Origin of the sequence: Rhodobacter calidifons, assembly GCF_011174775.1 — a bacterium.
Taxonomy (GTDB): Bacteria; Pseudomonadota; Alphaproteobacteria; order Rhodobacterales; family Rhodobacteraceae; genus Tabrizicola; species Tabrizicola calidifons.
Window position 1 is genome coordinate 108,460 of the sequence record NZ_JAANHS010000005.1, and the last position, 18,404, is coordinate 126,863.

Below are 18,404 nucleotides of genomic sequence, written 5' to 3' on the forward strand. Positions count from 1 at the left end.
CCCATGCGCGCCGAAACCCAAGCGAATGTCGAAGCGATCGAGAAGACGCTGAAGCTTCTGGCCCAGCGGATGGACTGGGAAACCGCGCCGCACCGGCTGGAAGAATTCGACGCGATGATCGAGGCGCCGGACCTGTGGAACGATCCGGCCAAGGCGCAGAAGCTGATGCGCGACCGTCAGGCACTTCTGGATGCGGTGGCCTCCTACAAGCTGATCGACAGCGGGCTGAAGGAGAATGTCGAGCTGATCGAACTGGGCGAGGCCGAGGGCGATGCCGAGATCGTGCGCGAGGCCGAGGCAGCCCTTGCCGATCTGGTCAAGGTCGCCGAGGCGAAGGAGCTTGAGGCGCTGCTGGACGGCGAGGCGGACGGCAACGACACCTTCCTGGAAATCAACGCCGGCGCGGGCGGCACCGAAAGCTGCGACTGGGCCGCGATGCTGGCGCGGATGTATGTCCGCTGGGCGGAAAAGCGCGGGTTCACCGTCGAACTTCAGTCGGAAAGCGAAGGCGACGGCGCGGGGATCAAGTCGGCCAGCTACAAGATTTCCGGCAAGAACGCCTATGGCTGGCTGAAGACCGAGGCCGGGGTGCACCGGCTGGTCCGCATCTCGCCCTATGACAGCGCGGCGCGGCGGCATACCTCGTTCTGTTCGGTCTGGGTCTATCCGGTGGTCGATGACAACATCGAGATCGAGGTGCTGGACAAGGACATCCGCATCGACACCTTCCGCTCCTCGGGCGCGGGTGGGCAGCACGTCAACAAGACCGACTCGGCGGTGCGGATCACCCACTTCCCCACCGGGATCGTCGTCACCTCGTCCCTGAAGTCGCAGCACCAGAACCGCGACATCGCGATGAAGGCGCTGAAAAGCCGCCTGTATCAGATGGAACTGGACAAGCGGAACGCCGCGATCAACGAGGCCTACGAGAACAAGGGCGACGCCGGCTGGGGCAACCAGATCCGGTCCTATGTGCTGCAACCCTACCAGATGGTGAAGGACCTGCGCACGGGCTATGAGACCAGCGACACGCAGGGCGTGCTGGACGGGGACCTGGACGGGTTCATGCAGGCCACGCTGGCCCTGAAAGCCTCGGGCAAGAAGCGCGGCGACATCGAGGATGTCGACTGATCGGCCCCCGGTCATGAGGGAATGCCCGCCCCGGACCTGATCCGGCTGTCCTGCGGCAAAATCCTTGCCTGACGCTTCGCCTCGCGCTTAATCTTCGGGCATGAGCGTCACACATCCGCCCGCCGTGCCCGAAGTGAACGAGGTCGATGTCTCCGACCTCCGGGCCAGCCTTGCGGCCGGATGGCAGGACTTCCGCCGCGCGCCGCTTCTGGGGCTTGCCTTCTCGGCGTTCTATGTGCTGGGCGGCTGGCTGATCCTCTGGGCGATGACGGCCAAGGGCCAGCTCTGGTGGACGCTGCCTGCCGGCGCCGGTTTCCCGATCCTCGGCCCCTTCATCGCCTGCGGGTTCTATGAAATCTCCCGCCGGCTGGAAGCAGGCGAGCCGCTGGTCGCAGGCGAGATCTTCGGCGTGATCTTCCGCCAGAAGGACCGGCAGATCCCGGCCATGGCGGCGGTGATCGTGGTCTATTTCCTGTTCTGGAACTTCCTTGCGCACATGATCTTCGCGCTGTTTCTGGGGAATGCCACGATGACCAACGTGTCCTCCTCGCTGGCGGTGTTCCTGACGCCGCCGGGGCTGATGATGCTGGCCTTCGGCACGCTGGTCGGCGCGGCCTTTGCGACGCTGCTGTTCTGCCTGACCGTTGTCAGCCTGCCGATGCTCTTGGACCGCGAGGTGGATTTCGTCACCGCGATGCTGACCAGTTTCGCCTTGGTGCGCGAGAACCCCGGCGTGATGCTGGGTTGGGGCGCGCTGATTGCGGTGTGCCTCTTCCTGGGGATGCTTCCGGGCTTCCTCGGGCTGTTCCTGGTCCTGCCGCTCTTCGGGCATGCCAGCTGGCACCTCTACCGCCGCGCGATCACCTGACCGGACGCCTGACCAGCAGCGCCAGCACCGCCGCCAGCGCGGCCATCCCGCTGGCCGTCAGCGCCACCGTGCCGAAGGCCGCCCCGGTCGCGGCCAGATGCGCCGCCGTGTCGCCCGTGACGCCGAACCCCGGGCCGCCCGGCCCATAGGCCGCCGCCGCCATCCGGCCCAATAGCGCCACCGCGATCAGCCCCGCGACCCGCGCCACCGCGTTGTTCACGCCCGAGGCCGCGCCCTGTTCGCCATCCTCGGCCCCCTGCATCGCTGCCGCCGTCAGGGGCGCCACGACCAGACCCAGACCGAAGCCCGCCAGCGCCGTGAAGGGCACGACATGGGCCCAGAACTGCCCGTCCGGCGCAAAGTGCCACAGCGCCGCATAGGCCAGAGCCACCAGCGCGGACCCTGCCGCCATCAGCGGCCCCGCACCCCAGCGGTCGGCCATCCGGCCCGCAGGCGCCGACATCACCCCGATCAGCACCGAGATCGGCAGAAAGGCCGCCGTGACCTCCAGCGCCGTCACGCCCCAGGCCGAAACGGCGGTCATCGGCAGGTAGAACATCACCCCGTTCAGCGCGAAATACAGCGCGAAGGTCACCAGATTCGTCACCGCAAGCGTGCGGTTGCGAAACAGGCCCAGCCGCAGCATCGGGGCAGGGGCCACGGCCTCCCAGGCCACGAAGGCCGCAAGGCTGGCCAGGGCGGCCAGCGCCACCCGGACCGGAGCCGTGGCATCGGTCAGCGCCCAGGCCATCAGGCCAACGCCGAGCGTGGCCAGACCCGCTCCGACCAGATCGACGCGCACCCCCGGCCTGCCGACATCGCCCGGCGTGCGGCCCTGCACCAGCCAAAGCGCGGCAAGGCCGAGCGGCAGGTTCAGCGCGAAGATCAGCCGCCAGCCGATCTCGCCGCCCCAGGTGACGAACATGCCGCCCAGGACCGGCCCCAGCGCCGTCGTCAGTGTCGAGGCTGCCGCCCAGAGGCCAAGCGCCCGGCCCCGCTGGGCGCGTGGATAGGCGCGCGAGACCATGGCCATCGACCCCGGCACCATCAGCGCAGCACCCACCCCCTTCACGGCGCGGGCGGCGATCATCTGCTCTGGCGTCATCGCGACCGCACAGGCCAGCGACCCCGCCACGAAAACGAGGATCCCCAGCGAGAACACCCGCGCGGTCCCGAAGCGGTCGCCCATCGCGCCGCCGACCAGCACCAGCGAGGACACCGCCAGAAGATAGGCCGCATTGATCCATTGCGCCTGCGCGAGGCTGGCCCCCAGCGCGGCGCGCATCGCGGGCATGGCGATCGAGGTCACGGAACTGTCGATGAAACCCATCGACGAGGCCAGGATCGCGGCCCAGAGGATGATCCTCCGGTCCCCCTCGGCACAGAAGGAAACGGGCACCGGAGTGCCCTCCGATGCCCGCAAGACGGTCATGTCGGATGCGGCTTACTCGGGGTCTTTGGCGGCGGCAGCCGCGTCCAGCCGCACGGTGCCGGCACCGGGGCGGCCGTTGGACAGCGGGTCTTCCTGCCGCTGGACCGAGCCTTCGAAATGCGCGCCGGATTCGATGGCGATGGTCTTGTGGATGATGTCGCCCTCGACCCGCGCGGTGGAGGTGAGCCGGACCTTCAGGCCGCGGACGCGCCCGATCACCCGGCCGTTGACGACGATGTCGTCGGCCACGATCTCGCCGCGGATGGTGGCGCTTTCGCCCACTGTCAGAAGATGCGCGCGGATGTCGCCCTCTACCGTGCCCTCGACCTGGATGTCCCCGGTGGTCCGCAGGTTGCCCACCACCGTCAGGTCCGAGGACAGGACAGAGGCCCCCGCCTTGCCCTTCGGCGCCGAAGGCGTGAAATCCATGGACGGCTTGGTCATCGGGGTCTCCGGGGCTTTGGGCTTCTCGGCCTCGGCCTTGGGGCCCGGCTCGTTGATGCGGCTCTTAGAAAACATTCTTCGCTGCCTTTATGAAGGTCATCGGGTTTACGGGGGTGCCGCCAAGGCGGACCTCGTAGTGAAGGTGGGTGCCGGTGGACCGGCCTGAATTGCCCATATCACCGATCCGGTCCCCGCGCGAGACCCTTTGGCCCACCTCGACCCGGATCTGGCTGAGATGCGCGTAGCGCGTCTCGACGCCGAAGTCATGGCGGATCGTCACCAGCCGGCCATAGCCGTTGTCCCAGCCGGCATGGACCACCACACCGTCCGCGGTGGCATAGATCGGTGTGCCGTAGCTGCCCGCCAAGTCGGTGCCCTCGTGCATCCTTATGCCCGCACCCTTGGGGTCGCGGCGATAGCCGAATCCGCTGGTCCAGCGGAACGCGCTCTTGACCGGCATCGCGAAGGGCAGCTTGAAGGCGGCGATGCGGTACATGTTCATCCGGTCCAGCCCGTTCAGGATCGCGTTGGCCCGGATTTCCTCGGGTGTCACGATCCCGCCCGAGGTCGAGAACGAGATCGGCGTCAGCGGGCCGCCCTGGCCGGAATAGCCCTTGCGCACGGCCTCGATCAGGTCGTCGGGGGACATGCCGGCCTCGCGGAACATCTTTTCCAGCGGCTCGACCGAAACGGTCAAGGCCTCTTCCAGTCGGGCGAAGATCGCCTCGTTACGCAGTTCCTGCGCCTCCTTCGCCTCGGCGATCAGGCGGGCTTCCTCGCGGGCGGCCTCGGCCTCGGCCAGTCCTTCGTTCCGCGCTTCGGCGGCGTCGCCCAGGGCGCCGGTCAGGAATTCCAGCGTGGCCATGGCATCCGCGACCCGTCCGGCCTCGGTCGCAACGCCGGACTGTTCGTTCAGCGCCAGCGTCACCCGCTCCACCTCGCCCCGGGCGATGTCGCGTTCCTTGATGACGTGGCGCAGCGTGTCCTGGATGGCCTCGATGCCGGTCTCCAGCTCGCGCCGGCGGTCTTCGGAGGCAAGCAGCTTTTCCTGCATCTCGGAGATCTGCGTCAGGGCGATGTTGAAGCGTTCCTGTGCCCGAGCGGCCTCTTCGGCGCGCAGGTCGCGGTCGGCGGACAGCGCGTTCAGCCGCTGTTCGTACAGCGCCTGCCGGCGCGCCGACTGTTCGCGCGCCGAACCGGCGCCGATCGAATCCATCATGATCAGGGCGGTGGCAACGATGGTCCAGGCCAGGGCCAGCGTGCCGCCCACCAGCGCCATGATCTGGGTGGCGGGCCGCAGGCGGATGAAGCGCGTCTCGGTGTCGGACTTCAGGAAAAGCCGCTGTTCGGGGAAATGCCGCTCGAGGATCTGGTGATAGCGATAGGCGAGACGATTCAGCACGTTGGGGTCATCCGTTCATAGCCCTGGCAGAGGCTTCGCTACGTTACCCCAAGGCGTAAAACCCCGGGCGTGGCCCTGCTTATCCACACCATTTCAGAGCCGCAACAATTTTGACCATATCACGGGACTTTCCGCGCGGGACAGGGTTTTCATCGGCAAGAAACCGCCGATCAGTCCGTCGCCTCGGCCAGGGGCCAGTAGAAGTCGGGCGGAAGCCCGGCATCGGCGCGCTTCTCCTCGTTGAACGGGGGTTTCAGGCTGCCGTGGAAATGCCGGCGGACAAGGGCGTGGAACACCTCCTTCGGGTCGGTCCCGTCGCGCCCGCACAGCCAGTTGAACCATTTGGAGCCATAGGCGACATGGGCGACTTCCTCGGCATAGATCACCTCCAGCGCGGCCAGCGCCCGGGTCTCGCCATGCTTGCGGAAGACCTCGATCATGCCCGGCGTCACATCCAGCCCGCGCGCCTCCAGCACCATAGGCACCACGGCCAGCCGGGCAAGCAGATCCCCGGCCGTGTCCTCGGCCGCGCGCCACATGCCGGCATGCGCGGGCAGGGCGCCGTAATGGCTGCCCATCGCCTCCAGACAGTCGCAGATCAGGTTGAAATGCCTGGCTTCCTCGTCGGCGGCCTTCACCCAGTCGTCGTAGAAGCCCAGCGGCATCGGCCGGTCGGCGAAGCGGGCGATGATGTCCCAGTGCAGATCCACCGCGTTCAGCTCGATATGCGCGACGGCATGCAGCAGCGCGATCCGCCCCTCGCGCGTGCCCGGGCGGCGGCGGGGCACGTCCTTCGGCGCCAGAAGCGCGGGCCGGTCGGGACGCGCCGGACGCAGGGGCGGCGTTGCCTGGCCGATGGGCAGGGGCTGACCGGCCTCGCGCGCGGCGAACCACCGCGCGGCATGGGCGCGTCCCAGTGCAGTCTTGGCGCGGCCATCGGCGGTGGTCAGCACCTCGACCGCCATTTCGGCAAGGGACAGGGGCATCAGGAGGCTCCCGCAAATCTTTTCGAAAAGATTTGCAAATTCCTTCGAAGGAATTTGCGCCCGGACTTATGTCACAGCGCCCTCGCCGCCGCCAGCACCTCGTCGGCATGGCCCTTGACGCTGACCTTGGGCCAGACCCGCGCCACCTTGCCCTCGCCGTCGATCAGCACCGTCGTCCTTTCGATCCCCATGTAGGTCTTGCCATACATGCTTTTCTCGACCCAGACCCCGTAGTCCTCGCAGGTCCGGCCCGCCTCGTCCGAGGCCAGGATGATCGACAGCCCGTGCTTCTTGCAGAACTTGTCGTGGCTTTTCACGCTGTCCTTCGACACCCCGATCACCGTGGTCCCGGCAGCGGCAAAATCCGCCAGGCGGGCGTTGAAATCCTGGGCCTCCAGCGTGCAGCCGGGGGTGTCGTCCTTGGGGTAGAAGTACAGCACCACCTTGCCCGGACGGAAGCCCGACAGCGTGACCGTGCCGCCGCCGTCGCGGGGCAGGGTGAAATCGGGGGCGGTCTGTCCTGCGGAAATCATGCGCTGCTCCTTGCCGAAAAGGAAAAGTGACTTCCCATCTAGTTGCCTTCGCGCAAAGATAAAGGCACCAGAGCAGCAATCGACAAGCCCCCGCACGGGGCGCGCGCACAGCACGGGCAGCGAGGCCCCAGCTCAGATGAACGACCAGAGGCCGGGACCGGAGGGCGGGACCATACCCGTCACCCCGCCCGAGCGCCAGAACCAGGCCACCCCCTCCCCCCGCCGCCCGCGGCGCGGGCGCGGAAGGTTCAGCCTGACCGTCGTGCTGAGCCTGGTCCTCATCGCGCTGGGCCTTGGCTATCTGACCCTGGCACACACGGGGCGGACGCTGCATCTGCCGACATGGGGGGTGGCCGAGATCGAGGCGCGGCTGAACAATAACCTGGCCGGGGCGCGGCTGCCGCCCGGGGCGGCGCTGTCGCTGGGCGAGGTCGAACTGGCGGTGGACCGCGATTTCTTTCCGCGCTTCCGGCTTAGGGACGTCCGGCTGATCGGAGCCAACGGCCGGTCCCTGCTGACCCTGCCCGAGGCCACGGTGGCCTTCGATCCGGCGGCGCTTCTGTCCGGGAGGGTCCGGCCCAGCCATCTGCGGCTGACCGGTGCCCGGCTGGCGGTGCGGCGGGACATGACCGGGGCCATCGACCTGCAACTGGACGAGCGCGACGCGGGCCCGGCACCGCGCGACCCGTCCGACCTGCTGACGGCGGCGGAGTCGCTGTTCTCCAGCCCCGCGCTGGCCTCGCTTCGGGTGATCGAGGCCGAGGGGCTGAGCCTGTCGCTGATCGACGAACGCGCGGGACGCAGCTGGCAGGTCGGCGACGGGCGACTGGTGATCGAGAACGCCGAAACGACGCTTCAGGCAGAGCTGGGGCTGACGCTTCTGGACGGGACCGATCCGGCGCAGGCGGTGCTGACGCTTGTCTCGGACAAGACCGCCGAAACCGCCCGGCTCAGCGCGAAGGTCGACAACATCGCCGCGACCGACCTTGCCGTCATGGCCCCGCCGCTGGCCTTCCTGGGCTTCGTGGACGCGCCGATCTCGGGCCAGCTTGCGGCGCGGCTGGACGAAGGCGGGCGCTTTGCCGGGCTGTCGGCGCGGCTGAGCCTGGCCGCGGGCAGCCTGGCGCCGGGGCAGGGCGCGCGGCCGGTGGCCTTCGACCGGGCGGCGCTCTCGCTGGGCTATGACCCCGCAGCCGCGCGCATCCGGCTGGACGGGCTGACGGTCGAAAGCGCCTCGCTTCGGCTGAAGGCCACGGGTCACGGCGACCTTCTGGGCCGCGAAGGCCAGCCGCTTGCGCCCGGTGCGCTGCCGGAAAGCATCCAGGCCCAGATCGCCTTCGAGGAGGTGATGGTCGATCCCGAAGGCCTGTTCGAGGCCCCGGTGCGGTTCGGCAAGGGGGCGCTGGACCTGCGGCTGAAGCTTGAGCCGTTCCGCGCCGACATCGGGCAGCTGGTGCTGGTCGAGGGGGAGGAGCGGCTCTTGCTGTCCGGCTCGGTCTCGGCCGCGGCCGAGGGCTGGAGCGGGGCGCTGGACCTGCACCTGAACCGGATCGCGACCGAACGGTTGTTGAAGGTCTGGCCGGTCTCGGCGGTGCCCAGAACCCGCGACTGGTTCGCCCGGAACGTCGGCGAGGGCCTGCTGACCGATGTGCAGGCGGCGCTGCGGCTGAAGCCGGGGGTGCAGCCGGTGTTCAACCTGGCCTACGAGTTCTCGGATACCGATGTCCGCTTTGTCCGCACCCTGCCGCCGATCCTGAACGGGCGCGGCCATGCCACGCTGGACAACCGCAGCTATGTCGTCGCGCTGGACCAGGGCCATGTCATCGCGCCCGAAGGCGGGCGGATCGAGGCGGACGGCACGGTGTTCCGGATCCCCGACATCACCCAGCGCCCGGCGACCGCGCAGGTCGATCTGGTCACCCGCGCCAGCCTGACCGCCACGCTGTCGCTGCTGGATCAGGAGCCGTTCAGCTTCTTCTCCAAGGCCGGGCAGCCCTACAACCTGGGCGACGGGCGGGCCGAGCTTCGGGCGCGCGTGGTGATGCCGCTGAAGCCGCAGATTCCCTTCGAAGAGGTCAGCTTTGCCGTTGCCGGCCGGATTCTCGACTTCACCTCTCCGGCGCTGGTGCCCGGTCGCATCCTCGCCGCGCCCGAGGTCGAGGTCGCGGTGGATACCGAGGGGCTGCGGCTGTCGGCGCAGGGCCGGCTGGACCGGATGCCCGTCGATCTGACCTATGTGCAGGGCTTCGGCCCCGAACAGAACGGGCGGGCGCGGGTCAACGGCACGGTGCTGCTGTCCGACCGGGTGCTGCGCGATTTCGGGCTGGAACTGCCCGCCGGCGCGGTCAAGGGCGAGGGGCCGGCGGCGATCGATCTGGCGCTGGTCAAGGGCGCGGCCCCGGAACTGACGCTGACCTCGAACCTGACCGGCCTTGCGCTGCGGCTGGATGCGCTTGGCTGGTCCAAGCCGGCACAGACGCGGGCCGCGCTGGACCTTGATGCGACGCTGTCGCGCCAGCCGGTGGTGACCCGCCTGTCGCTGAAGGGGCCGGGCCTGGAGGCGCGCGGCAAGGTCACCACGCGGGAAGGCGGCGGGCTGGACAAGGCGGTGTTCGACCGGGTGATCGCGGGCAACTGGCTGGATGCGGGCATCACGCTGACCGGACGCGGGCGGAATGCGGCGCCCGACGTTGCGATCACGAAGGGGACGCTGGACCTGCGCCGGATGCCGGACAGCGGCAGCGACACCGGGACCGGCGGGCCGGTGACGGTCCGGCTGGACGAACTGCGCATCTCGGACGGGATCCGGCTGACCGGCTTTCGCGGCGAATTCGCATCCAGGGGCGGGCTGAGCGGCCGCTTCACCGCCGGGGTGAACGGCGCGGCCGAGGTGGCGGGTACGGTCGGGCAGGTCAGGGGTGGCACCGCCGTCCGCATCACCTCGGAAAACGCGGGCGCGGTGATGGCGGCGGCGGGCATCTTCGACAAGGGGCGGGGCGGGTCGCTGGATCTGTCGCTGGTCCCGCGGGGGCCCAAGGGCGAATACAACGGCAAGGCCACCTTCTCGCGTCTGCGCGTCCAGGGGGCGCCAGCCCTGGCCGAGCTTCTGTCGGCGATCTCGGTCGTGGGGCTGCTGGAGCAGATGAACGGCGCAGGCCTTGCCTTCAACACCGGCGAGGTGACCTTCGTGATGACGCCGAAAGGGGTGGAGATCACCCAGGGCTCTGCCGTCGGCGCCTCGCTTGGCATTTCCTTCGCCGGGCTCTATCTGACCGGCAGCGGCAGGATCGACCTTCAGGGGGTGATCTCGCCGATCTATCTGGTCAACGGGGTGGGACAGATCCTGACACGGCGCGGCGAAGGGCTTTTCGGCTTCAACTACCGGCTGACCGGCACCGCCGAGGCGCCGAACGTCTCGGTCAACCCGCTGTCGGTGCTGACGCCGGGGATGTTCCGCGAGATCTTCCGCCAGCGTCCGCCAAGCCTGCGCGGCACGGAAGGGGCATCGGGCGGATGAAACTGTCCGATTTCGACTTCGACCTGCCCGAGCGGCTGATCGCCACCCGGCCCGCCCGGCCCCGCACCTCGGCGCGGCTTCTCCTGGCCGAGGGCGACCGGATCGCCGACCGGCATGTCTTCGACCTGGTGGACATCCTGCGCCCCGGCGACCGGCTGGTGCTGAACAACACCAGGGTCCTGCCCGCGCGCCTCTTCGGCACCCGCCAGCGGGGCGATGCGGTGGCGAAGGTCGAGGTGACGCTGCTGGATCCCCGCGCCGGTGGCGGCTGGCGCGCGCTGGCCAAGCCCTTGCGCAAGGTGCAACCGGGCGAGGTGATCCGCTTTTCCGATCGCCTTTCCGCGACGGTGGCCGACAAGTCGGACGCCGACCTGACGCTTGCCTTCGACCTGACAGGAGAGGATTTCGACGCCGCCCTGGCCGAAGCGGGGGTGATGCCGCTGCCGCCCTACATCGCGGCGAAGCGCGCGGCGGACGATCAGGATCGCACCGATTACCAGACGGTCTTTGCCCGTCATGCCGGGGCCGTGGCCGCCCCGACCGCCTCGTTGCATTTCGACGAAGATCTCCTGCGGCGGCTGGCGGCGAAGGGCGTGGCCTTCACCGAAGTCACCCTGCACGTCGGCGCGGGCACCTTCCTGCCGGTCAAGGTCGAGGACGTGACCACGCACCGGATGCACGCCGAATGGGGCCGGGTTTCGGCGGCGGCGGCGGCAGAGATCAACGCGACCAGACGGGCAGGGGGCCGGGTCATCCCCGTGGGCACCACGGCGCTGCGGCTGATCGAAAGTGCGGCCGATGCGGCGGGCGTCGTGCAGCCCTTCGAGGCCGAGACCGACATCTTCATCTACCCCGGCTATCGTTTCCGCGTCACCGATGCGCTGATGACCAATTTCCACCTGCCGAAATCGACGCTGATGATGCTGGTCGCTGCGCTGATGGGGCAGGACCGCATCCGCCGCATCTACGACCACGCGATCGACCGGGGCTACCGCTTCTTCTCTTACGGCGACAGCTCGCTGCTGGTGCCCGCGCCCTGATCCGCCCGGCGCAGGAAGCCCAGCCAACTGCCGTCGTCGCGTCCGCGCGGCGCAAGGCCAAGCTCGGCCCGGTCGCAGGCCCGGAACCCGCAGGCCTCCAGCAGCCGGACCGAGGCACGGTTCCCGGGGTGCACCCGCGCCGTGATCCGCCGGATCCCGGGCTGCTGCACGGCCAGCCGGTCCAGAAAGCGCCGCACCATCTGCCGCCCCAGCCCCCGGCCGCGCGCCGCAGCGCCCAGCCAATAGCTCAGCTCTCCCGCCGCGGGGTCGGCCCCGTACTCCAGCCGCACCTGACCCACCGGCCGCCCGCCCAGCGTGGCCACACGCACCTTGTGGTGCGTGCCTTCGGTGGACAGCGCGATCAGCGCGCGGCAGGTGTCGTCGTCCAGCCGCGCGGGCCGGTCCTCCAGCATCCAGGTCCAGAGCGAGGGGTCGCACAGAAGCGCGCGGTAGATCGGCAGGTCGTCCTCGACCCAGACGCGCAGTGTCAGGCTTTCCGGCCGGGGATGCACGGGGCGGCCCGGCACCTGCTTGAACAGGGGCAGCCGACCCACATGCCAGGACAGCGGCGGCGCAAGGTCGCCTTCCTCATCGGCGGCAAGCGGCACCCAGCCCTGTTGCAACGGGCAATAGGCAAGCTCGGTGCCCGCCGCACGGGCACGGGCCAGTTCCGCCGCGTCCAGCACGCCGTCAAATCGCTTGCGCAGAATCGTGTCGTCCTGTCGCGCCATGGCGTCCTCTCCGGAAAATGGTGAGGCAATCCTCAACAGATGGGGGCTGGGCGCCGGGATTCAACCGCCATTCAAGGAAACAATCCGTGCGCCCTCTCTGGGGGCGGTTCGTGGCCCGGCTCCGCGGTCCGGCTCTGGCGTCCGGCTTGCCTTGCGGGCGAAGTTCGGGCAGGCAGGGCGGGCAAGCGGCTGCGGAGATGCGAGGGGGCGATGCTGAAGGTTCTGACCCAGTCCTGGCCGCTTCTGATGGGTGTGATGCTGCTGATGGTCGGCAATGGCGTGCAGGGCACGCTTCTGGGCATCCGCGGCAATATCGAGGGCTTCTCGACCTATCAGCTGTCCTATGTGATGGCGGCCTATTTCCTGGGCTTCCTGTTCGGCTCCTGGGCCGCGCCCCGGATGATCCGGCGGGTCGGGCATGTGCGGGTCTTTGCCGCGCTCGGCTCGCTGATCTCGGCGGTGCTGGTGATCTACCCGGTCTATCCCGACTGGATGGCCTGGACGGCGCTGCGGGTGCTGGCGGGCTTCTGCTTTTCCGGCATCTACATCACCGCCGAAAGCTGGATCAACAACACCGCATCGAACGACACCCGGGGCCAGGCGCTGTCGGCCTACATGATCGTGCAGATGCTGGGCATCATCGCTAGCCAGGTGATCCTGAACCTGCCGGACCGCACGGGCTTTGCGCTGTTCATCATTCCCTCGGTGCTGGTCTCGCTGGCCTTCCTGCCGATCCTGCTGGCCCCCACGCCCGCCCCGGCCTTCGACGGCGCGCGCCGCCTTGCCTTCCGCGAACTGTTCCGCATCTCGCCGCTGGGCTGCGTGGGGATGCTGCTGACCGGCGGAGTCTTCTCCGCCATGTTCGGCATGGCGGCGGTCTGGGGCGCGCAGAAGGGGCTGTCGGTCGGGCAGATCTCGGTCTTTGTCGGCGCGATCTATGTCGGCGGCCTGGTCCTGCAATATCCGGTCGGCTGGGCTTCGGACCGGATGGACCGCCGCACGCTGATCATGGGCCTTTCGGCGGTTGCGGCGCTGGCCATGGCGGTGGCGGCCTTCGTATCCTTGCCCTTCCCGGCGCTGGTCGTGGTGGGCATGGTGCTGGGGGGCATCACCAACCCGGTCTATGCGCTGCTGATCGCCTATACCAACGACTTCCTCCCGCGCGAGCAGATGGCGGGCGCCTCTGCCGGCCTGATCTTCCTGAACGGCTTCGGCGCGGTCTTCGGCCCCACCGCGACCGGCTGGATGATGGAGACGACCGGCCCCTCGGGCTTCTTCCTGTTCATCGGCCTGCTCTATGTCGCCCTTGTCGGCTATGCCGTCTTCCGCATGACCCGCCGCGCCGCCCCCGCCGTCACCGGCGCCTACCGTTCGGTCACGCCGACCGCCTCGCCCCTGGCCGTCGAGGCAGTGCTGGACGAGGCCGCCAGGGACTGACGATCAGCGGTTGCGATATCCGCCGATCCCTGCAAGTCTCTGACCCAGCAGGGAGGCCGCCATGTCCGATCCGATCGCGCTTCTGGATTTCTGGCTGCACGAGGTCGGGCCGCAGGGCTGGTATGCGGGGGGCGACGAGATCGACACGCTCTGCCGCGACCGGTTCGCCGATCTCTGGCAGGCCGCGCAGGACGGCGGGCTGGATCACTGGGCCGAGGGCACGGTCGGCACTCTGGCCTATCTGATCCTGACCGACCAGATCCCGCGCAACATCCACCGCGGCACCGCGCTGGCCTTCGCCACCGATGCCCGCGCCCGCGCCGCCGCCCGCAGGGCGCTCGATGCCGGCTGGGACATGGGCGCGCCGGAACCCGAACGCCAGTTCTTCTACATGCCCTTCGAACATTCCGAGGACCCCGCCGATCAGGCCCTGTCGGTGCAGCTGATGACCGAGCGTCTGGCCTCCGACCCCGACATGGCGCTGCACGCCCGCGCCCATCGCTGGGTGATCGACCGCTTCGGCCGCTTCCCCACCCGCAACGCGGCATTGGGTCGGACCAGCAGCCCGAAAGAGCAGGCCTGGCTTGACGAAGGCGGTTATGCGGCAGTGGTGAACCGGCTGAAAAGCCATGCGCCGGACGCATAGGGCCACGGCAGCCCCGGCGTTGCCTGGGGTTTCCGGATAGTTTAATGGCAAACTACTTTTTCCAGGGAGGGAAGAATGGCTGCCCAGAACTTCGACGTGATCGTGATCGGTGCCGGACCGGGGGGCTATGTCGCCGCCATCCGGGCCAGCCAGCTGGGCCTGAAGGTCGCCATCGTCGAACGTGAACATCTGGGCGGCATCTGCCTGAACTGGGGCTGCATCCCGACGAAGGCGCTTCTGCGCAGTGCCGAGGTCTTCCACCTGATGCACCGCGCCAAGGAATTCGGCCTGAAAGCGGACGGCATCGGCTATGACCTGCCCGCTGTCGTCGCCCGGTCCCGCGCGGTGGCGAAACAGCTTTCGGGCGGCATCGGCCATCTGATGAAGAAGAACAAGGTCACGGTGTTCATGGGCACGGCGACCCTGCCGAAGAAGGGCACCGTTTCGGTGAAAACCGACAAGGGCACGGAAGAGCTCACCGCGAAATCGATCATCCTTGCCACCGGCGCCCGCGCGCGGGAACTGCCGGGGCTGGAGGCCGACGGCGATCTGGTCTGGTCCTACAGGCACGCCCTTGTCGCCAGCCGTATGCCCAGGAAGCTCCTCGTCATCGGCTCGGGCGCGATCGGCATCGAATTCGCCAGCTTCTTCAACACGCTGGGCGCGGATACCACCGTGGTCGAGGTGATGGACCGCATCCTGCCCGTCGAAGACGCCGAGATCAGCGCCTTCGCCAGGAAGCAATTCGTCAAGCAGGGGATGAAGATCCTGGAAAAGGCCGCGGTGAAGAAGCTGGACCGCAAGAAGGGCACAGGCGTCACCGCCCATATCGAACAGGCGGGCCAGGTCACCACGCAGGACTTCGACACCGTCATCTCTGCCGTGGGGATCGTCGGCAACGTGGAAAACCTCGGGCTTGAAGCCCTGGGCGTGAAGATCGACCGCACCCATGTCGTGACCGACGAATACTGCCGCACCGGGGTCGAGGGGCTTTATGCCATCGGCGACATCGCAGGCGCCCCCTGGCTGGCGCACAAGGCCAGCCACGAAGGCGTGATAGTGGCCGAACTGATTGCGGGCGGGCATCCGCATCCGATCAAGCCGAACTCCATCGCGGGCTGCACCTATTGCCACCCGCAGGTCGCCTCTGTCGGCCTGACCGAACAGAAGGCCAAGGACGCGGGCTATCAGGTGAAGGTCGGCCGTTTCCCCTTCATCGGCAACGGCAAGGCCATCGCGCTGGGCGAACCGGAAGGCATGGTGAAAACCGTTTTCGACGCCAGGACGGGGGAACTTCTGGGCGCCCATATGGTCGGCGCGGAAGTGACCGAACTGATCCAGGGCTATGTCGTCGGCCGCACGCTCGAGACGACCGAGGAAGACCTGATGAACACCGTCTTCCCGCATCCGACCCTGTCGGAGATGATGCACGAAGCCGTGCTCGACGCCTATGGGCGGGCACTCCACATCTGATGGCCTCCCTCAACCGGGTCGTCATGCAAAGGGAAAGCCGGGACTGGATCACCAGTCTTGGCCCCGAGAAGCTGGATGTGCTGGAACTGTCGGGAAAATGGGGGCAGGGCTTTCCGTTCCGCAGCTACCTTGCGCTGAACCGCTGGAAATTCGACCCCTGCAAGGGCCCGATGCTGGATGACCGCGGCAAGGTCGTCCGCTTCGATCTCATCCTGGCCAACCAGGTGTGGGAGCATCTGGACCGCCCCTATGCCGCCACCCGCAACATCTACCGGATGCTGCGTCCGGGCGGCTGGTTCTGGGTCGCGGTGCCGTTCCTTGCGCCCTTCCACGGCGCGCCGGTGGACTGCTCGCGCTGGACTGCGCGGGGTCTGAAGAACCTGCTGGTCGAGGCCGGCTTCGACCCCGACCGCGTGCAAGGCCACCAGTGGGGCAACCGCCATGTCGCGGCGCGCAACCTCGAGCTGCCCTGGCCGCCCGAATTGCGCGAGGACGACGACCTGAGCAACGACCCGGACTTTCCGGTCGTCGCCTGGGCCATGGCGCAGAAGGATGGCTCTCAGTAGTCGGTTGCCGCGCCGCAACGCCCCAACTGCTCGCCCAGCATCCGTGTGAACAGGGCATCCCGCGACAGTCCGGCAGCTTGAAGGAAGTCGGCCTGCACCCTGTAGGCTTCGGCCTCCAGCGCCGCCGGACAGCGCGCCGCCCGGTCCGCACCTTCGGCGAACTGTGCGGCATGGACCATCTCGTGCAGCAGGAAGCTCTGCCCATAGGCCGTGGTCAGGTCGAGGTCCGGGGCCAGCTCGATCCGGCCGCTGTCGGGGAAATAGGCCCCCGCCTGCGACCGCAGCCCCGGCTGGTCCTCCAGCAGCGCAAAGCCGATCTCGGGGCAGGCGACGGGCGCATGATCGGTGGTCCTGACCAGGGCAAGGTTGAGCTCGGCCACCAGCGGGCACAGGTCCCCGGCCTGCGCCGGGAGGGCACCGACAAACGCGGCAAGGGGCAGGGCGGCGCACAGGGCTTTCATGAAACCCATGCTGAACTGTCACGGAAAATTTGCAAGAGCGTCATGCACCTGTGACTGAAAGAGAAATCGCCCTCTGCTCCTTCGCGAATCGGAAGACGAGAGAGGTTAAGAAATCCTGAACGCCCGCAGCCAAGCCCTTGAAAACAAACGCCCCGCAAAACGCGCCACGCGCGGCGCCCCTCTGGCATCCCGCCGCCCTTCCCGCTACCACTGCCCCATGCGCCCGCTTCCCCCCATGCTGCTCGTCCTCCTCCTCTGGGCCGCCGGCCTCGGCGCGGCCGCCCAGTTCGGCAAGATCTCGATCCTGTACGATTCCCTCCGGGCGACCTATGGCGGGAACGGCGAGGTCGCCCTCGGCCTCGTCGTCTCCATCGTCGGCATGGTCGGCCTGATCTTCGGCACGACCGCCGGCCTCCTCGTCGCCCGCATCGGCCCCCGCCGCGCCATCGTGGTGGCCCTGGCCGCCGGGGCGGCGATGTCGGCGCTCCAGTCGCTGATGCCCGCCTACCCGCTGATGCTGGCCAGCCGGATCATCGAGGGCGCAAGCCACCTGGCCATCGTGGTTGTCGGCCCCACGATGATCGCCGCACTGGCGCCCGAACCGCGCAGGCCGCTGGCGATGACGCTGTGGTCCTCGTTCTTCGGCGTGACCTACACGATCCTGGCGCTGATCGGACCCCATGGCGGCCCGACCGCGCTGTTCCTGGGTCATGCCGCCTACATGGCCGCATTGGCCGCCGTCCTGGCGCTGACCCTGCCGCCCGATCCGCAAGGGCAGGCGCTGCCCCTCGGCAACCTTGCGCGCCAGCACGCCGACATCTACGCCTCACCACGCCTGGCCGCGCCGGCCATGGGGTTCTGCGGCTATACCTTCCTCTATGTCGCCGTCCTGACCCTGATCCCGCCCGAGACGCCCGAGTCCCACCGCGCCCTGATCGCCGCCGGGATGCCGCTGGTCTCGATTGCGGTGTCACTGACGCTGGGGGTCTGGCTGCTGGGCCGGATGAGCGCCGTCCGCCTGGTTCAGACCGGCTATGCGGTGGCGGTCCCCGGCTTCCTGATCCTGTGGCTGTTCTGGGGGCAGGGGGCGGGCATGGTGGCGGGAGGCTTCCTGCTGTCGGCCGCGTTGGGCATCGTGCAGGGGGCGAGCTTCGCCGCGATCCCCGAGCTCAACGCCACGGCCGAGGATCGCGCCCGCGCCGCCGGGGCGGTGGCCCAGCTGGGGAACCTGGGCACCACCACCGGCACGCCGGTGCTGGCAGTCCTGCTGGCCAGCGCCGGTCCGGCGGGACTTACGGTCGCCGCCGTCGTTCTATGTGCCTTCGGCATTGCGGTGCACGCCCTGCAAAAGGCCCGCCGCGCGCGTCAGGCCGCGTAGGGCACGACCGCACCGCCTCCCGCCACCCAGTCGCGCAGGCCCCCAAGGTTGGTGATCGGGCCATAGCCCAGCCGGGCCAGAGCATCGGCGGCCATCCCCGACCGCCCACCCGATGCGCAGTAGACCGCGATCGGCAAGCCTTGCGGAAGTTCACAGTTCGGCTGGTTCGGGTCGCATTTCAGGCCCAGAATCGACAGAGGGATCAGTTTCGCCCCCTTGGCCACGCCGGACGCCTTTGCCTCGGCCACTTCACGGACGTCCAGCAGCAGCATCTTGCCCTGGGCCACCTGGTCGGCGACCTCGGCCACGGTCAGGGGCGGAGCGGGGGCTTTGCGGAAAGCAGAGAACATGGGGCACCT

The 18,404-nt window shown here is 68.6% G+C and carries 17 protein-coding genes; 9 read left to right on the forward strand and 8 right to left on the reverse strand.

Translation table 11 applies throughout. The features are described 5' to 3' along the window. Positions 1–3: 3 nt before the first annotated feature. Together prfB and G8O29_RS08530 are read left to right on the forward strand one after the other, a co-directional pair. The gene (gene prfB, locus G8O29_RS08525) at positions 4–1,131 is read left to right on the forward strand and encodes a peptide chain release factor 2 (protein WP_166402819.1); all 1,128 of its coding nucleotides are present in this window, start codon (positions 4–6) and stop codon (positions 1,129–1,131) included. Between the two features lie 100 nt (positions 1,132–1,231). Next, the gene (locus tag G8O29_RS08530) at positions 1,232–1,999 is read left to right on the forward strand and encodes a DUF2189 domain-containing protein (protein ID WP_166402820.1); all 768 of its coding nucleotides are present in this window, start codon (positions 1,232–1,234) and stop codon (positions 1,997–1,999) included. Here G8O29_RS08530 and G8O29_RS08535 read toward each other — a convergent pair. From G8O29_RS08535 to G8O29_RS08555, 5 genes are all read right to left on the reverse strand, one after another. Further along, entirely contained in the window at positions 1,992–3,398 is a 1,407-nt protein-coding gene (locus tag G8O29_RS08535; protein WP_367890153.1) for an MFS transporter, read from the reverse strand. The genes G8O29_RS08530 and G8O29_RS08535 overlap by 8 nt on opposite strands. Before the next feature lie 45 nt (positions 3,399–3,443). After that, on the reverse strand, positions 3,444–3,950 hold the full coding sequence (locus tag G8O29_RS08540) for a bactofilin family protein (RefSeq protein WP_166402822.1): 507 nt from the start codon (positions 3,948–3,950) through the stop codon (positions 3,444–3,446). Further along, a complete protein-coding gene (locus G8O29_RS08545; RefSeq protein ID WP_166402823.1) occupies positions 3,940–5,277 on the reverse strand; it encodes a DUF5930 domain-containing protein in 1,338 nt (445 codons plus the stop codon). Before G8O29_RS08545 ends, G8O29_RS08540 begins: the two co-directional genes overlap by 11 nt. A 170-nt stretch (positions 5,278–5,447) precedes the next feature. Further along, the gene (locus G8O29_RS08550) at positions 5,448–6,263 is read right to left on the reverse strand and encodes a ferritin-like domain-containing protein (protein ID WP_242678999.1); all 816 of its coding nucleotides are present in this window, start codon (positions 6,261–6,263) and stop codon (positions 5,448–5,450) included. Positions 6,264–6,334: 71 nt separating this feature from the next. Continuing rightward, a complete protein-coding gene (locus tag G8O29_RS08555; RefSeq protein WP_166402824.1) occupies positions 6,335–6,796 on the reverse strand; it encodes a peroxiredoxin in 462 nt (153 codons plus the stop codon). A 136-nt stretch (positions 6,797–6,932) separates the two neighbouring features. On the opposite strand from G8O29_RS08555, the gene G8O29_RS08560 reads away from it, so the two are divergent. Next, positions 6,933–10,313 (forward strand): hypothetical protein, encoded by a 3,381-nt coding sequence (locus tag G8O29_RS08560; RefSeq protein ID WP_207623732.1) that lies wholly within the window; start codon positions 6,933–6,935, stop codon positions 10,311–10,313. Then, a complete protein-coding gene (gene queA, locus G8O29_RS08565) occupies positions 10,310–11,353 on the forward strand; it encodes a tRNA preQ1(34) S-adenosylmethionine ribosyltransferase-isomerase QueA (protein WP_166402825.1) in 1,044 nt (347 codons plus the stop codon). Before G8O29_RS08560 ends, queA begins: the two co-directional genes overlap by 4 nt. Here queA and G8O29_RS08570 read toward each other — a convergent pair. Further along, on the reverse strand, positions 11,317–12,084 hold the full coding sequence (locus G8O29_RS08570) for a GNAT family N-acetyltransferase (RefSeq protein ID WP_166402826.1): 768 nt from the start codon (positions 12,082–12,084) through the stop codon (positions 11,317–11,319). The two genes, queA and G8O29_RS08570, sit on opposite strands and share 37 nt — an antisense overlap. A 210-nt stretch (positions 12,085–12,294) precedes the next feature. Between G8O29_RS08570 and G8O29_RS08575 the strand changes: the two genes are divergently transcribed. The 4 genes from G8O29_RS08575 to G8O29_RS08590 all read left to right on the forward strand — a co-directional run bounded on the left by G8O29_RS08575 (position 12,295) and on the right by G8O29_RS08590 (position 16,206). Beyond that, positions 12,295–13,521 (forward strand): MFS transporter, encoded by a 1,227-nt coding sequence (locus tag G8O29_RS08575; RefSeq protein WP_166402827.1) that lies wholly within the window; start codon positions 12,295–12,297, stop codon positions 13,519–13,521. A gap of 61 nt (positions 13,522–13,582) precedes the next feature. Continuing rightward, positions 13,583–14,167, forward strand: a complete 585-nt coding sequence (locus G8O29_RS08580) for a DUF924 family protein (RefSeq protein ID WP_166402828.1) — start codon at positions 13,583–13,585, stop codon at positions 14,165–14,167. A 75-nt stretch (positions 14,168–14,242) separates the two neighbouring features. After that, positions 14,243–15,640, forward strand: coding sequence for a dihydrolipoyl dehydrogenase (lpdA, locus tag G8O29_RS08585; RefSeq protein WP_166402829.1), 1,398 nt, complete (start codon positions 14,243–14,245; stop codon positions 15,638–15,640). 23 nt (positions 15,641–15,663) lie between these two features. Continuing rightward, a complete protein-coding gene (locus tag G8O29_RS08590) occupies positions 15,664–16,206 on the forward strand; it encodes a class I SAM-dependent methyltransferase (protein WP_242679000.1) in 543 nt (180 codons plus the stop codon). On the opposite strand, the gene G8O29_RS08595 is transcribed toward G8O29_RS08590, so the two are convergent. Continuing rightward, complete coding sequence (locus G8O29_RS08595) at positions 16,200–16,676, reverse strand: DUF6647 family protein (protein WP_207623733.1); 477 nt, start codon at positions 16,674–16,676, stop codon at positions 16,200–16,202. The genes G8O29_RS08590 and G8O29_RS08595 overlap by 7 nt on opposite strands. Positions 16,677–16,884: 208 nt before the next feature. Between G8O29_RS08595 and G8O29_RS08600 the strand changes: the two genes are divergently transcribed. Continuing rightward, positions 16,885–18,045: an MFS transporter gene (locus tag G8O29_RS08600; protein ID WP_166402832.1), complete on the forward strand. Its 1,161-nt coding sequence runs from the start codon at positions 16,885–16,887 to the stop codon at positions 18,043–18,045. On the opposite strand, the gene G8O29_RS08605 is transcribed toward G8O29_RS08600, so the two are convergent. After that, a complete protein-coding gene (locus G8O29_RS08605) occupies positions 18,033–18,395 on the reverse strand; it encodes a rhodanese-like domain-containing protein (protein ID WP_128514316.1) in 363 nt (120 codons plus the stop codon). The genes G8O29_RS08600 and G8O29_RS08605 overlap by 13 nt on opposite strands. Between the last annotated feature and the right edge of the window lie 9 nt (positions 18,396–18,404).